This is a genomic window from Acetobacter fabarum, from assembly GCF_011516925.1.
In the GTDB taxonomy this organism is placed as follows: domain Bacteria; phylum Pseudomonadota; class Alphaproteobacteria; order Acetobacterales; family Acetobacteraceae; genus Acetobacter; species Acetobacter fabarum.
On record NZ_WOTG01000001.1, the window covers coordinates 421,450 to 436,706 of the forward strand.

16 protein-coding genes are annotated in these 15,257 nt (G+C 59.6%); 6 read left to right on the top strand and 10 right to left on the bottom strand.

Annotated features, from left to right (window positions below; genetic code table 11):
* Window positions 1-120: 120 nt before the first annotated feature.
* Genes GOB83_RS02000 through GOB83_RS02010 form a run of 3 tightly spaced genes read right to left on the bottom strand, consistent with a single transcriptional unit; the run spans window position 121 to window position 2,931 of the window.
* Complete coding sequence (locus GOB83_RS02000; protein ID WP_165925075.1) at window positions 121-1,008, bottom strand: S-methyl-5'-thioadenosine phosphorylase; 888 nt, start codon at window positions 1,006-1,008, stop codon at window positions 121-123.
* Window positions 995-1,756: a cytochrome c1 gene (locus GOB83_RS02005; RefSeq protein ID WP_165925076.1), complete on the bottom strand. Its 762-nt coding sequence runs from the start codon at window positions 1,754-1,756 to the stop codon at window positions 995-997. The genes GOB83_RS02000 and GOB83_RS02005 overlap by 14 nt, the downstream gene beginning before the upstream one ends.
* Window positions 1,753-2,931 (bottom strand): cytochrome b, encoded by a 1,179-nt coding sequence (locus GOB83_RS02010; protein WP_165925077.1) that lies wholly within the window; start codon window positions 2,929-2,931, stop codon window positions 1,753-1,755. Before GOB83_RS02010 ends, GOB83_RS02005 begins: the two co-directional genes overlap by 4 nt.
* A gap of 168 nt (window positions 2,932-3,099) precedes the next feature.
* Here GOB83_RS02010 and hemF point away from each other — a divergent pair, with 168 nt between their 5' ends.
* Window positions 3,100-4,014, top strand: coding sequence for an oxygen-dependent coproporphyrinogen oxidase (hemF, locus tag GOB83_RS02015; RefSeq protein WP_095349017.1), 915 nt, complete (start codon window positions 3,100-3,102; stop codon window positions 4,012-4,014).
* Between the two features lie 101 nt (window positions 4,015-4,115).
* A complete protein-coding gene (locus GOB83_RS02020) occupies window positions 4,116-5,261 on the top strand; it encodes a hypothetical protein (protein WP_165925078.1) in 1,146 nt (381 codons plus the stop codon).
* On the opposite strand, the gene GOB83_RS02025 is transcribed toward GOB83_RS02020, so the two are convergent.
* From GOB83_RS02025 to GOB83_RS02040, 4 genes are all read right to left on the bottom strand, one after another.
* Window positions 5,238-5,873, bottom strand: a complete 636-nt coding sequence (locus GOB83_RS02025) for a Smr/MutS family protein (RefSeq protein ID WP_165925079.1) — start codon at window positions 5,871-5,873, stop codon at window positions 5,238-5,240. The two genes, GOB83_RS02020 and GOB83_RS02025, sit on opposite strands and share 24 nt — an antisense overlap.
* Before the next feature lie 160 nt (window positions 5,874-6,033).
* Entirely contained in the window at window positions 6,034-7,452 is a 1,419-nt protein-coding gene (locus GOB83_RS02030; protein WP_165925080.1) for a cytochrome-c peroxidase, read from the bottom strand.
* 122 nt (window positions 7,453-7,574) lie between these two features.
* Window positions 7,575-8,429, bottom strand: coding sequence for a DNA-methyltransferase (locus GOB83_RS02035; protein WP_264802414.1), 855 nt, complete (start codon window positions 8,427-8,429; stop codon window positions 7,575-7,577).
* On the bottom strand, window positions 8,426-9,106 hold the full coding sequence (locus tag GOB83_RS02040) for a Tim44/TimA family putative adaptor protein (protein WP_165925081.1): 681 nt from the start codon (window positions 9,104-9,106) through the stop codon (window positions 8,426-8,428). The genes GOB83_RS02035 and GOB83_RS02040 overlap by 4 nt, the downstream gene beginning before the upstream one ends.
* Window positions 9,107-9,288: 182 nt before the next feature.
* On the opposite strand from GOB83_RS02040, the gene GOB83_RS02045 reads away from it, so the two are divergent.
* Complete coding sequence (locus tag GOB83_RS02045) at window positions 9,289-9,807, top strand: histidine phosphatase family protein (RefSeq protein WP_165925082.1); 519 nt, start codon at window positions 9,289-9,291, stop codon at window positions 9,805-9,807.
* A 137-nt stretch (window positions 9,808-9,944) separates the two neighbouring features.
* A complete protein-coding gene (gene secB, locus GOB83_RS02050; protein WP_086645312.1) occupies window positions 9,945-10,442 on the top strand; it encodes a protein-export chaperone SecB in 498 nt (165 codons plus the stop codon).
* A gap of 64 nt (window positions 10,443-10,506) precedes the next feature.
* On the opposite strand, the gene GOB83_RS02055 is transcribed toward secB, so the two are convergent.
* Complete coding sequence (locus GOB83_RS02055; RefSeq protein WP_165925083.1) at window positions 10,507-11,250, bottom strand: uroporphyrinogen-III synthase; 744 nt, start codon at window positions 11,248-11,250, stop codon at window positions 10,507-10,509.
* 22 nt (window positions 11,251-11,272) lie between these two features.
* Window positions 11,273-12,349, bottom strand: coding sequence for a hydroxymethylbilane synthase (hemC, locus tag GOB83_RS02060; protein ID WP_086645310.1), 1,077 nt, complete (start codon window positions 12,347-12,349; stop codon window positions 11,273-11,275).
* A gap of 146 nt (window positions 12,350-12,495) precedes the next feature.
* Here hemC and tsaD point away from each other — a divergent pair, with 146 nt between their 5' ends.
* Together tsaD and GOB83_RS02070 are read left to right on the top strand one after the other, a co-directional pair.
* Window positions 12,496-13,602 carry a tRNA (adenosine(37)-N6)-threonylcarbamoyltransferase complex transferase subunit TsaD gene (gene tsaD, locus GOB83_RS02065; RefSeq protein ID WP_165925084.1) on the top strand — a complete coding sequence of 369 codons (1,107 nt, stop codon included), beginning with the start codon at window positions 12,496-12,498 and terminating at the stop codon, window positions 13,600-13,602.
* Window positions 13,599-14,420, top strand: coding sequence for a 23S rRNA (adenine(2030)-N(6))-methyltransferase RlmJ (locus tag GOB83_RS02070; protein ID WP_165925085.1), 822 nt, complete (start codon window positions 13,599-13,601; stop codon window positions 14,418-14,420). The genes tsaD and GOB83_RS02070 overlap by 4 nt, the downstream gene beginning before the upstream one ends.
* A gap of 86 nt (window positions 14,421-14,506) precedes the next feature.
* Here GOB83_RS02070 and GOB83_RS02075 read toward each other — a convergent pair whose 3' ends face one another.
* Window positions 14,507-15,247 carry a MarC family protein gene (locus GOB83_RS02075; RefSeq protein ID WP_095349025.1) on the bottom strand — a complete coding sequence of 247 codons (741 nt, stop codon included), beginning with the start codon at window positions 15,245-15,247 and terminating at the stop codon, window positions 14,507-14,509.
* Window positions 15,248-15,257 lie beyond the last annotated feature (10 nt).

A 15,257-nucleotide genomic window follows, 5' to 3' on the forward strand; every position in this document is an offset into this window, starting at 1 on the left:
CCAATCAGCGGCAGGTGCCACGCAGCAATACACAGGCGACAAACAAAACAGGCAGGCCAACCGGCCTGCCTGTTTTTTACACCCTGCATCAACGCCGCAGGCTGTTACGTGCTTTGTATTTTAGATCACGCGGCCCGCAATGCTTTTGAGCTTGCCCATCAGTTCGGGGTCACGCGCATCGGGAGCTGTAATCAGCGCATATTCCAATGCACGGTCACAACCTGCACTGCACAGACCACGCTTTTTACCACCCAGTGCGGGAATAACCGCCTTGACCAGCGCTTTGGCCTTGGCGGAATTGGCCTGCATGGTTTTAACAACGCTTTCCACCGTCACGTTATCATGCTCGGTGTGCCAGCAGTCATAATCGGTCACCATGGCTACGGTAGCGTAGCAGATTTCCGCCTCACGGGCCAAGCTGGCTTCTGGCATGTTGGTCATGCCAATAACCGAGCAGCCCCATGTGCGATAAAGTTCACTCTCCGCACGGGTGGAAAACTGCGGACCTTCCATAACCAGATACGTCCCCTTGCGCGTAGCCTCAATACCCAGCCTGTCGGCCTCGGCCTTGAGCACATCGCCCACGCGGTTGCACAGCGGATCTGCCATGGAAATGTGGGCAACACAGCCTGTATCAAAAAAGCTTTTGTCGCGCGCAATCGTGCGGTCAATAAACTGGTCGATAATCACAAACCGGCCCGGCGGCAGTTCTTCCTTGAGCGAGCCGACGGCGGAGAGAGAGACAATATCGGTCACGCCAGATATTTTAAGCGCTGCAATATTGGCCTTGTAGTTCAGGCGTGAGGGCGGAATAGGGTGGCCACGGCCATGGCGGGGCAGAAACACGCATTTTACGCCATCCAGCCGCCCGAATAAAAGCTGGTCGGAAGGCATGCCCCACGGGGTTTCCACCGTGCGCCATTCCTTGTCTTCCAGACCATCAATATCATACAGGCCAGACCCGCCAACCAGACCGATAACGGGTTCTACAACTTCATTTTCTGACATCAGACCAGATTCTCCGGTTTAAAATCGCAAACAGCACGGCAAGAAAGCACAGATACAGCCCCGCTCCCACACCCAACCTGCGGCGCTGGTCCAGATGGGGGGCAGAAACCCAGGCAAGGAAGGTTGTTACGTCCCGTGCTTCGGCCTGCACATCGGGCACTGTGCCATCTGCGTATTTGACCTCGTTGCCATGCAACGGGGGAGGCATGGCCGTAAAGTGGCCAATGGCATAGGGGTTGGAAAAACCACGCCCGATCTGGCGCACAGGCTGCGGACCGTACCCGACCAGCAGGCCATACAACCTGTCCGGCCCGCCGGGATAAACCTGAAGAATGCGGGAAAGATCAGGCGGCACCACACCCTGATTAGCCACCATAGCCGCCTCTGGCCCCGCATAAGGGGATGGCAGGGCATCATCCGGGCGGGCAGCGCGGTGCCTGAGCCGCCCTTCCGCATCCAGTCCATCGGGCACCTGCCAGCTTGCAGCCAGCGCGACGACCTCCGCAGTTTGCAGGCCCATTCCTTCAAAATCGGAAAAATGAAGCTGCGACAGGCTATGGCAGGAGGCACAGGAGCCCGCAAAAACTGCGTAACCACGCTGGACCGCGGCCAGGTCAAAATGCCCCAGCGCACCTGTAAAAGACCATTGCTGCCGCGCGGCTGGAGCAGGCCCGCGCGCAGGTTGCGCCAATGCACTACACGCCCAAAGCAGACCAACCCCAATAGCCACACACCGCCGGACCATCATGCCCTGCCCCTCCGCCACACACGACCGGCAAAGGGCAGATAGAGCAGAAAATACGCGTAGTACCCCACCATACCCAGCCGGGCCACCAGCATCCACACTCCCTGCATGTGGTGCAGGCCTGCGCAGGCCACTGCCACGGCAGAGCAGACAAGCAGACCCATAGCCCCCATCCGCACGACCACGGGTGCGCTGTGGGCGGCATCCGTTGCACGGTCCAGCCAGGGGACGGCAAACAGAACAGCCACCGCTCCGCCAGAAAGCAGCAGCCCCCCCAGCTTGAACGGCACGGCCTGCATCATTCCGTAAAAGGGCAGAAAATACCATTCCGGCTCAATATCGGCCGGGGTGTGCAGCGGATTGGCCGGGCGGTAATTGGCGGGTTCGACTATAAGCTCCGGCCAGAAACACAGCACCCCGACAAAGGCCAGCGCAACCAGCACAATGGCCAGCATATCCCGCACCGTAAAATAGGGGTGAAAAGGCAAAACCCCCGTTGCCGCAGTTGGGCGGGCAGATGGGCTGGAACTCCCCCGTGCATGCACATGGGCAATATGCCCCAACACCACCCCTACAATCAGGAATGCCAGCCCAAAATGCAGGGCAAACATGCGGTGCAGCGTGGGTGTGCCGGGGGAATCCCCACCCAGAAAAACACCTTCCAGCCATCCACCGGCAAGGGGGAGTGCTCCCACCGCCTTACCCGCAACATCCGCCCCCCAGTAGGACATCTGCCCCCAGGGCAGCACGTACCCTGCAAAGGCCGTAACCATAACCATGACCAGCAGAGCGCACCCGCTCAGCCACACAGCACGGCGTGGCGGCAGGTAGGAGCGGTAGTACAGCCCCCGCAACAGGTGCACATACAGGGCCAGCATAAAAAAAGAAGCGCCGGTCATGTGCATGGCGCGTAGCAGCCAACCTGCTGGCATGCGGCGCTCAATGCTTTCAACCGAGCCAAAGGCCAGCCCCGCATCGGGCGTATAAACCAGCGTAAGGGTAAGCCCGGTAAGCAGCATAAGGGCCAGTATGGCGCACAGGACTGCCCCTATGGTCCACAGCCAGTTCAGGTCCGCCGGGAGCGGCAGGCGGCCATACGCCTTGGCCCACGCGCTCAACTGGTCCTGCGTCGCAGGCTCCGCGCCCTGTCCGTTATGGCAGACTGGTTTGCCAGCCATTGCACTTCTCCCCCACGCCCCACCACATTCGGGCGGGCTCAGGTTCCCGTTTAACGATGAACCGGATGATCTTGCAATGACCGGCCCTAAGGCGCACCCCTTGAAAAAATGCCCTAAGCCGATTCTCTGCTTGCCGGGCAGCAGACCAGTATGGAAAGAGCTTTACACATGACGCCGACAAAGCCTGCCTCCGTTCCCTCCCATGACAAGCTCAAGGACGCGGCACGCGCATGGTTTGAAACTCTGCGTAACCAGATATGCACAGCCTTTGAAACCATTGAGGCAGACGCCGCCGCACAGAACAGCCCGGTACTTCCCGGCCACGAACAGCCCTCCCGCTTTGAACGCAAAAGCTGGAACCGCCTGAATGAAGACGGAACCCCCGGCGGCGGCGGCGTGATGAGCCTGATGCGTGGCCGGGTTTTTGAAAAAGTGGGGGTCAATGTCTCCACCGTGGAGGGAACATTCCCCCCCGATTTTGCGGCCACCATTCCCGGCGCGACCGAAAACCCGCATTTTTTTGCAACCGGCATCAGCCTTGTTGCCCATATGTGCAACCCGCTGGTCCCTGCCGCTCACTTTAACACCCGCATGATCATTACAACGCAGGGCTGGTTTGGGGGTGGGGGCGATATTACTCCCATGTTCCCCGCCAGCGCCGAAGCGCAGGACGATGCCGCCACCTTCCATGATGCGTTTGCCAAGGCATGCAATGCGCACGACCCGGAGTATTACCCACGCTTCAAGGCATGGTGTGACAAATACTTCTACCTTCCCCACCGCAACGAACCACGCGGCCTTGGCGGTATTTTTTATGACCGGCTGGACAGCGGCAATGCGGAAGAGGACTTTGCCTTTACCAAAGATGTCGGCCTTGCTTTTCTGGATGCCTACCCGCGCATTATCCGTGGCCGGATGATGGAACCCTGGACCCCCGAACAGCGCGATGCCCAGCTTGTGCGCCGTGGCCGTTACGTGGAATTCAACCTGCTGCATGACCGGGGCACGCTGTTCGGGCTTAAAACCGGCGGCAACACGGAAGCCATTCTGATGAGCATGCCACCAGAGGTTAAATGGCCGTAATAAAATGGCCGTGTTTCTGCCTTTAATTTCGCATAGTATGGAACCGCGATACCCACAATGAAGGCTATTGGTGTTTGTCTAATCTCATCCCTGCTTCTTCAATGATGCGCCAACACCATGGTCTTGCCCTGTCCCGCCGCCTGTTTCTGGGCGGGGCACTGGGGAGTATGGCCGCAGCGGCCACGGCCCATGCGGCAGATGACATACTGGTAGGCCCGGCCCCCACCGCCACGTCTGACCAGACCACAAAGCTGATTGTGGCTGGCAGTGCAGAAACACCCTGCGGCGCATGGGCCACCCGGCTGGCTCCAGATATGGCGGAAGAGCTGGGGCAGCCGCCTTTTGACCTCACCTTCACCACCGGGTGGGACGGCGTAACAGGCGCAAACCTGTTTGATGCGCAGGAGCAATTGAGCACCGCATCCAGCACGTTACTTGTACCCGGCACGGCACTTATGGCCGCCATGACCGGGGATAGCCGCGTGCATTACGCGTATCAGCGCTGGCTACCTGTGTTAACAATATGCCAACCTAGCGTGGTTGTGGGGCATGTCAGCCTGCACCGCTCGCTTGGCGTTATTCTGAGCAGCAAAACCACCCGCATTGCGGTTTCCACCCCCACAGGGCCGGAACTGCCGACCCTTCTGGCCTTTGACCTGCTGGCCCTGCGGCCCCTGCCAGTCAGTGGCTATGCCACACCGGATGCCGCCATGGCCGCCCTGACCGGCGGACTGGTCGATGCCATTCAACTCCCCATGGATGCAGCCCTGAAGGAGCGGCTGGACACACTGGCCACCAAAGGGTTTGTCCCGCTCTTTCTCAACACCGTAGCGCCACCCGTGCCAACACCGGCGGATATGGTGTTACCCCCCACCTTCCCGACCATATTGCTGCAAGAACGCAGAACATCCACACCGGCTTTTCTGCCACAGGCATGGCAGGCCATTGCGTCTGCCGCCAGCCTTAAGGCAGCCCTTGTTCTGCCCCTGTTAACGTCCCCCGCCAAAGTGGCGCGCTGGCGGCATGCGGCGGAAACATGCGCAGCCAAACTGAACCTGCAACAGATTGCGCTGGCTAACGGCCAAACCGTACTTTCGGGCGCAAAATGCATTGCCTCCTACGGCATGGCCACTCCCGATGTAAACGTGGGCATGGCACTCCGCCGCTGGCTGGCACTTAACCTGCCACGCTGGCGGAGCACACCAGTCCCCCCTGCGCAGCCCTTACCGCCTGCGCCTGCGCAGTAAAATCCGGACAGAACCTTTATTCCCCTCATGGGGGTAAGCCAGCCCCAGTATGCTGGCCCGCATTTCCGGCCGCTCCAGCCAGTGGGGCAGTTCACGCCGTAAAATGCCGCCTTCCTGCCCTGTGCCCAGCCCTGTAATAATTTCCACACAGCGCAGGCCACGGTGGGCAGCAACGTCCATGAACTCTCTAAGCCGCACAAACGCTTCCTGCGCGACCATACCGTGCAGGTCGAGGCGTTTTTCCACCCGCATGCTCCCCTGGTGGAAACGCCGCCAGCTATAGTCATCCACACCGGGCTGGCGCTGGCCAATTTTTTCCGCAATGGGCGGCGCTGGCCGTACCGTTATGGGGGCTACCGCTGGAGCAGGGTGGACTGTGGGGCGTACCTCCCACAACAGGCTCCCGGCGGGCCTGACCCTGGGCGGGGTTTTTTTATAATGCGTTTGCGGAATAGCCGCAGCATCCTCCGGCACAGGGGGCGCATCCCGGCCGAATGCCGTATCGGCCATGGGGGGAACAAGACTGGCGCTGGTCAGGGGGGCCACATCACGCACCACCAGCGCCCAGAGTTGCTTTTCCGCCTCCTGTAACTGACGCCGCCTTTTTACCACCCTGTCCACCTATCGCGCTTTATTCCAACCGATCTGGCCCGGCATACCCTGCCACAAACACAAACGGCCCGCCCCACAGGCTTTATCACCTGCGGACGAGCCGTTGTTCAAGCACAGAAAGCGGGCATCCTCAAAGATGCCCGCCCCGTGTCTTTCTGTTTTACTGTTTGGTGTTGGTCAGTTCATGGCCTTCATACTTGCCCGTCAGGGTTTGCAGGAACGCCACAATATCCGCCACATCCTGGTCAGACGGGTTGCTATCCGGCGTCTGGTAGCGGGCCATTTTGCGCACGGCTTCATCCAGTGTTTTTACGCTGCCATCGTGGAAGTAAGGTGCGGTCAGCGTAATGTTGCGCAAGGTGGGCACCACAAAGCGGTTCTGGTCCAGCTTGTTATGGCTGATGGCGTAGATCCCTTCATCCGCATCAGTCAGCTTGCCACCGCGATCCTTGAAGTAATCGGACTCCAGCCCCATGACTTCGTAACCACCGCCGCCAACACCAATGCCGCTATGGCAACCCGAGCAGCCAATGGCCTTGAACCGCTCATAACCACGTTTGGCCTGCGGGCTGATCGCGTCTTCCTTGCCCTTGAGATATTCATCAAACGGGCTGTCTGGCGTGATCAGGGTTTTTTCAAACTCGGCAATGGCCTGCGTAATGGTCTGCTGATCAACCTGCACATCCGGGCCAAAGGCGGCCTTGAACATACCGGCGTAATCGGGGTCTGCTGCCAGCTTCTGGGCAACTTCCGACCAGTCATGCGATCCCATTTCCAGCGGGTTCATAACCGGGCCTGCGGCCTGTGCGGCAAGGTCTGGCGCACGGGCATTCCAGAACTGGGCGATCTTGAAATACGCATCATACACGGTTGGCACGTTAATCGGGCCTTTCTGGCCGCCAATACCTGTTGCGGTTACCAGATTATCCACCCCGCCCTTGTCCAGCCCGTGGCAGCTTGCGCAGTTGAGCGTGTTGTCGCCTGACAGTTTTTTGTCAAAAAACAGCTTTTTGCCCAGTGCAACCTTTACCGGGTCCACCTCCACGCTTTCCGGCACGGGGCGTACGGGTTCGGCAGCCAGTGCCTGGGTTGCACCCGTATTGGCGTAGTATTTACGCCGGGTCTGCTGCACCCATGCCAGAATGTCCTGCCGCTCGGCATTGGACAGATGCGCATGCCAGTGCAGCAGCAGGTACTGTGCCGGGGGCATGCGGTTCTGCACAATGACTTCCTCAATGCGCGACAGCTCTTCTTCCGACGGCGGCGTACCGTGTTCAAACGCATGCAGAACAGGTTCCATACGGAAATGGCGCAACCCCTGATCGCGATCCCGTTCCATAATCGTGTTCGCCACTGGCAGACGGAAGTAAAAAGGCAGGTCCCGACCTGTTGCATGGCAGTAATCGCAACGTGCTTCATTCAGCGCATTAAACGCAGCCAAAGCAACGGGGTCTTTATGTGTTGATGAAGACGGCACAAGCTCTGTTGCCGTTACATGGTCGTAATGCTGCAAAAACGCAACTGTACCACCGTATGCCAGCAAGCCGACCCCTGCCAGAGAGACTAATATACGTTTCAAACCCCGATCCCCCGGTTCTATTTCTTTCTCTTATACGTTTTATTCATTCTTGAGCCCGTTGTGTTTGATGCACATCAAAATGTCAAAACGATTATTTTTATCGTAATAATAGATAAATCCGATCAGGCGAGCGGGCTGTTCACCAGATCGTGCATAAGACGTGCCCGGGCTATGGCCACGTACTCCGCATCTATTTCCATCCCTACACCACTGCACCCAAGGCGCTGGGCGGCCAGCAGGGTGGTGCCTGTGCCCATAAACGGGTCAAGCACCCGGCCTTTGGATTTGCCATGAAGCAGAATGCACTGCTCGGGCAGGGCTATGGGGAAAGTGCCGGGATGATCAAATTTTTCCGCCCGCCCGCGCACGGTCTCGTAAGGGATAAACCACGCATCCCCCCGGCAGCGGCGGTCCTGCTGGTGGCCACGGCGGGCAATGTTGGTTTTGTCCTTGTAAGGCACACCCGCGCTCAACCGGTCCAGCGGCACATCCCCTTCGAGCGTGAAGTGAAAAAGATGTTCATGCCCACGGTGCAGGTAGCGCTGGCTGTTCATGGGTTTAAAATGGCCAAAGCTATCCTCCCCCACGGAGATGGATTTGACCCATGAAATATGGTTTTGCAGCACAAACAGGTCGCGCAGACGCACGGCCAGCTCAAACGGCAGCCACGGCTGTGCAGATGAGCCTGAAATGTTCAGAAAAAAAGACCCGTCCGGCTTAAGCACCCGCTGTAACTGTGAGGCAACCTCCACCATCCAGTCCAGATAATCGTTTTCTTCCCGCCGGTCGGGGTAGCTCCGGTAGGACAGGCCAATATTGTAGGGGGGGGATGTAACAATCACATCCACGGTTTCGGCCTGCATGCGCCGTAATGCGCGCAGGCAGTCGCCTAGAACAATGTCCTGACGACCAACCTTATAGCGTTTTGCCCGTGCGGGCGGGGTGGTGGAACCCGTGGCCGGCTTGTCCGCACTCACGCACTACGCGCCGCCGCAAGACGCCAGCCACTGCCACCAACGCCCAGCAGGCGTTCGAGCGTCCACATATCGGAAAACTCGGTCACGGCATCCGTGCCGGTAACTGGCTGGCCAGCCTGATCTTCCACCAGACTGATCTGGTCGGAAACAATGCGCACATCAATGGCTACCCCAAGCCCTACGTCCAGCTTTGTCAGCCGCACGTCCTCGATGGCGAGCGAGCGCACGGCCTGAATGTCTGTCCGCTGCTTCTGCCCGGCGGCTTCACGCGCGGTAATGGCGGCATCGAAGGAGTTATAGACCGCGGGTGTCAGGTAGGTTTGCAGCACATCCCGGTTACCCTGGGCGTAGGCTTCCACAACCTGTGCGAACACGGTCTGCACGCTCATCAGGAACTGCTGGGGGGTAAATGCTGTATCCTGCTGGTTAATCTCAACCAGCAATTGCCCAACCCGCGTGCCGGGGGATGGCACATCGTATTCAACAGCGGGGCCAGTTGGCTCCACCTTGTTTTCCACCACACGGGACGCTGCCTCCGCACGGGGGGGAACAGGCATGGTGGGGGGCTGGATGCCAACACGCTTACCCAGAACACTCCGCAACCGCAGAGCCAGAAAAGCGGCTACCAAAGCCAGAAGAACCAGATCGACCGGAAAGTGGTCGAGAGAAAAATCCATCTGTTAAACGTCCACCAATCTGCCTGCACACAGCGTTTGCAGGTTTATATATTATTACGGGAAGAGCACTTTTCCTCGGGCTCTCATTATCACATAGTCATGACAGAGTGCGGTTACAATGAATACCAGTCCATCCGCCCTTGTAAAAGACCATTCCTGTTTTAAAAACCACTCAGGCTACCATGATCATCCTGCGTCATTGCGAAAGTGAGTTCAACCGCCTGTATAACCTGAGCGGGCGAGACCCCTGTGTGCCCGACCCTGCCCTTTCCGCCCATGGGCAGGACCACGCCTATGCTCTGGTGGATGAACTCCGGCACAAAAACATTACGCGCATTCTGGTTTCGCCCTTTACCCGCACCCTGCAAACGGCCACCCCCATTGCCCGCGCGCTGGGCCTTACGCCACAGATAACGCCTCTTGTGCGCGAGCGGGGTATGTATTCGTGCGATGTTGGCTCCCCCGCCTCCGCACTCATGCAGGACTGGCCGCAGCTTGATTTTGCCTACCTGCCGGAAAAATGGTGGTCTCCCTTACCAGAATCCGACCGTGCACTCAGCCTGCGGGCGCAGCAGTTCCGTGAGCAGATGCGCAAGGACGCCCCGCATGAGCACACATTGGTTGTTTCCCACTGGTGGTTCCTGCTTGAACTGAGCAACCAAAGCCTGGAAAACGGGGACTGGCTGCATCTTTCCCCGTAAAAACAAACGCCCATACCCTCCCTCCGGCATGGTGCATACGCCCAGCAAAGACCCGGATTGGAGTGTTGGCTAACCCCGCAGGTCATGCTACCGCCTTAAGGGAACCCAATACGTTTGAGAGCAGGAAGCTGTCATCAATGTCCGATACTGCCCAGTCCGTTCCGCCCGCCCTGCCACTGGCCATTAACCTCCAGTACACGCGCGATCTTTCCTTTGAAGTGCCCGTTGGGGCAGAAATCTTTGCAACCCTGCGCGCTCAGCCCCAGATCAGCGTAAACATCGATGTGCAGACCAACCGCCTGCAGAGTGATCAGATGGTTTACGAAGTCATCCTGAGCATCAAGGCCGAAGCCAAGGAAGCCCCGGAAACGGAAAACGGCCCCGCCGGGCGCACGGTGTTCCTGACCGAACTGGTTTATGCAGCCGTTGTCACTCTGACCAACCCGCCGCCTGAACTGGTTGAACCCATTCTGCTGGTTGAAGTCCCGCGCCTGATCTTCCCCTATGCGCGCAACATCATCAGCGATGTCACGCGTGATGGTGGGTTCCCCCCCATTGTGCTGCAGCCGATCGACTTTGTGGCCCTGTGGCAGGCCCGCCGCGCAGAATTCCCTGAAGCAGCAGGCCACGCATAAGCCTCTGCTTTGGGTGTAACAGCGCCTTGCAAAACCCGGCTGCCATTATGGTAGCCGGGTTTTTTTATGTGTTCAGGCAACCCAGCGCCGCCAGCATGGCCGGGGCATCGGGCGTAGCGGCCACCGTAACCGGCCCCTGCCAGCCCGCAAGCTGCACCGCCTGCGCCACCTCGTGCGAAATCACAACGGCGCGCAGGGCCAGCACCTGTGCATACAGGTGGCTACGGGGCACACTGGCCAGCCAGCTCCGGGCACTCCGGGCCGAAAAAAACAGAACCGCTGCAACCTGCCCGGCCTGCAATGCCTGACCGGCAGAGGCGGGAAAATCCACCACCGCACTGGCTCGGTACGCAACCCGCCGTACAACACTAAAACCGTGGCTGCGCAGGCTTTGCGCCAGTTCCACCCCTTGCCCCGCACCGGAAAAAAGCAGAAGTGTTCCCTGCTCCGGGGAGCACATACCAACCAGCAGACGTACGAGCGCCTGCGCATTACCCTTGGCACTGCACACAGTAACAAACCCTGCCGCCCGCGCTTTTTGCGCAGTGCGGTCGCCCACAGCAAAAACAGGAATGGTGGGGCTGACACTTTCCGCCGCAGCGGCAACTGCCTGCCCACTGGTCAGCAGCAATGCAGCAGGCTGGCGTGGCAAATGCCGCACAGGACAGGCACACACATGCAAGGCCGGAGCAGGAACAGGTACCCACCCCGCGCGGGCCACCGCCAAAGCCGTCTCCCCCAACCCCGGCTCTGGCCGGGTGATGAGAACACCACGCGACGACGGCGAATGCGAAGACGGCGGAGGCATGGAAGGCGGCCTGTGTGTGTTTTTACGCGTTTTCCTCAAAAATATCGGCCGGGCTATCCCGGCGCAGGCTGCACCCGAGTTCACGCCCCAGCCGTGCGGCATCTTCGGGCGCACCACTTATGCTGCGCTTGAGCAGGAAGGACCCGTCCTCCCGCGCCACAAGGCCGGTCAGGTGCAGTTTGGGCGTATCCCCTGCCACAACGGGAATAAGCTGGGCATAGCCCCCAATCGGCGTACGGCATGACCCGTCCAGCTCTGCCAGCAGGGCGCGCTCGGCCGTGGCAACGGCGCGGGCTTCGTAATCCTCAATGGCGGACAGCAGTTCGCGCAGCTCAACATCGTCCTCACGCACCGTCACGCCAACAATGCCCTGCCCGGCGGCTGGAACCATAACGGTTGGAGAAAGCACAATGCTGGCGCGCTCGGCCATGCCAAGCCGGCGCAGGCCAGCCAGCGCAAGCAAGGTGGCATCACACTGCCGGGCGGCAAGCTTGTCGAGTCGAGTCTGCACGTTGCCGCGTAGCAGGCCGAACTTAAGGTCCGGGCGTACATGCAGCATCTGCGCCTGACGGCGGACAGAGGCACACCCGACCAGAGCGCCTTCGGGCAAAGCCGAATACGGATCATCCGGATCGGACTGTTCCAGCCGGGGGCCAAGGATCAGCGCGTCCCGTGCATCTTCGCGCTTGAGCGTGCAGGCCAGCACCAGACCGGGGGGGAGTGTTGTTTCCAGATCCTTGAGGCTATGCACGGCAAAATCAATCCGCCGGTCTGCCAGAGCCTCATGAATTTCCTTTGCAAACAGGCCCTTACCGCCAATTTCCGCAAGCCTGCGGTTTTGCACCTGATCACCCGTGGTGTTGATCTGGTGTTCCTGAAAAGCGTTCATGTCCCGCAAGACGGGGCAGAAGCGTGTCAGCGTGGTCAGGAAGGCGCGTGTCTGGACCAACGCCAGAGGCGACCCACGCGTGCCCACGCGCAAAGGCAGGGAGTGACGTCCCGAATGACTGCCCGCCTTTTTCTGGCGTGCAGCCGCTTCTGCGGCAATCTCCTGCAAGGCGGGAGAAAGGACAGGTGAGGAAGGGTAGGCTGAATCCATAAGATGTGTCTATTACCGGGAATGGAGAAAGGACAAGATACGATGAAGCCCGGCTGGTCTGAAAAACTTGCGCGACCGGAAAAACATTCCGCCCCTCCCCATCCGTTGCATTCATGCAAGAATACCGCTTTTTTTATGGTGCGTCCATGAGTGACCTTTCCGCCACCCATCAGCCCGCCGGGCCTGTTCTGGCCATTGAATCCTCCTGTGATGAAACCGCCTGCGCCATTCTGGCCCCCGATGGCACCTGCCTTGCCCAGCGCGTTGTCTCGCAGGATGGGCATGCGGATTTTGGGGGGGTGGTGCCAGAAATAGCTGCCCGCGCGCATCTGGCCCTCCTGCCTGCCCTGGTCGAAGCAACATTGGCAGATGCAGAGCTGGCCACCACGGACCTTGCCTTTATTGCCGCCAGCACCGGGCCGGGGCTGATTGGCGGGTTGATCGTTGGCACAAGTTTTGCCAAAGGGCTGGCTCTGGCGCTGAATATTCCTTTTGTTGCGGTCAACCATGTGGAAGCCCATGCCCTGACCGCCCGTCTGCCCGGTATTGTGCCCGATGGTGCGCCTTTCCCCTACCTGTTGCTGCTGGTTTCTGGCGGGCATTGCCAGTGCATTGCGGTGGAAGGCGTTGGCCAGTACCGCAAACTCGGCGGCACCATAGACGATGCAGCAGGCGAAGCATTTGACAAGGTCGCAAAAATGCTCGGCCTTGGCTGGCCCGGTGGCCCGGCACTGGAAAAACTGGCCCAGATGGGTAACCCGGATGCCATAGCCCTACCCCGCCCGCTCCTGCACCGGCCGGGGTGTGACTTCTCATTCTCCGGGCTTAAAACCGCAATTGCGCAAAAACTGGCCCCTTACGGACAGGCTCCCCTGCCCCACCAGTTTGCCGCCGACCTTGCGGCATCCTTCCAGCAGGCGGTGGCCGATGTTGTGGCCGACCGCATCAACCATGCGCTGGACATGATGCCACAGGCCCGCCTTCTGGTTGCCGCTGGTGGCGTTGCCGCCAACACCACCCTGCGCGCCAGACTGGAGGACGTAGCCCACAAGCGCGGCCTGCGCTTTGCCGCACCTCCGCTCCGGCTTTGCACGGATAATGCCGTTATGGTCGGCTGGGCAGCCCTTGAAACATGGCGTGAAAGCGCTGAACGCAGCCTGCCCGCACCCAACAACACAACCCTGCGCCCACGCCCGCGCTGGCCACTGGAAGACATGGCCCAGCGTTTTGAACCCGATCAGGCCTCCGCATGAACTATCGCCACATCTACCACGCAGGCAATTTTGCCGACTGCATGAAGCACACGTTGCTGGTCAGCCTGCTCCAGCATTTTCTGCGCAAGGAAGCGCCTTTTCTGGTGCTGGACACCCATGCCGGTATTGGCCGGTATGACCTTGAAAGCCCCGAGGCCGAAAAAACCGGCGAATGCCAAAGTGGTATCGGCAGACTATGGGCAGAAGCGCCAGACAGCCCGCTTGCTCCATGGCTGGAGCTGGTACGCAGGGCTGGCGGGCCACGCTTTTACCCCGGCTCCCCCCTGCTGGCATCGCTCATGCTACGCCCACAGGACCAGTTGATCTGCTGCGAAAAACATCCGGTGGACAAACGGGCACTGTACCGCCTGTTTGCAGGCCAGCCCAACATAAGCGTGCATGAGCGCGATGCGTATGAGAGCCTGCGTGCACTCCTCCCCCCCAAAACAGCAAAACGCGGCCTTGTGCTGATCGACCCACCATTTGAGGAACCGGGGGAATTTGACCGTCTGGCCGAAGCACTCCAGACCATTCGCACCCGCTTTGCCGCAGGCATGATTGCGGTGTGGTACCCCATCAAGCACAGAACACCTGTGCGCCAGTTCCATACCAGCGTGGAGCAGGCGGGGCACCGCAACGTGCTGGTGGCGGAACTGCTGATGCGCCCACCCCACAACCCCGATGCCCTCAATGGGGCGGGGCTATTGGTGATCAAGCCACCTTACGGTTTTGCCACACAGGCACAGCAACAGCTTGAGCGGCTGAAAACGGCACTTGGTGCGTTTGACGCCACAGTAAATGAACTGGTGCCTGAATAAACCAGCCCCCCTTTTTTGCGTAATGAAGCCTCATGCCTCAGTCGGAAGACGGGGCGTGGATATGAGCGTAAGGGAGGTCCCCCTGCTTAAGCGGGGCGGCTGACATCCTTGAGCAGGCTGTGCCACATATCTGTTGCAAAACCCTGCACGCCTGCGGCCAGAATCTGCACGCCAATGCACAGCAGAACGAGTGCTGCCATCCGGCTGACAATCCGCGTGCCGGTTACACCCAGCATGGATACCAGTTTTTCCGAGCTGGAATACGCAGCCCACACGATCAGAACCACGCAGATAGCAGCAACAGTCGTACCCGCCGAATATGCCCAGAAGGAATGACCCGACGGACAACCCGAGCCCAGGGCAATAGCCACGGCAATTGTGCCCGGTCCAACGGTAAAGGGCATAGCGAGCGGGAAAAACGCCGTATCTGCCCAGTTGGGCGACATAACGGTGCGACCACCCTGCAGGGCCTGTTTTTCCTTCTGCGCTTCCACACTCTCCGGGCTTTGCAGCAGGGCCCATGCCCGTACGGCCACAACCAGACCGCCGGCCACACGCAGGGCGTTAACGGTTACGCCAAAAAACGCCAGAACAAGGCTGCCAAACCACAGGGAAACAATGATCAGCATGAAGGAATAAAAAGAAACCAGCCGCGCAAGAGCCATAATCTCGCGCTGGGAGCGACCATCGGACGCCTGAGCAAAAATAAGCGCCGCGCCAAATGGATTAACAATGGAAAACAGGGCGGGAAAAGCCAGCAGAAAAGAGGAAATCCCTGTCCTGACCATACTGCCGCTTAGCAGAACCTCGGGAAGATGCGCCGCCATAACCCTGCCC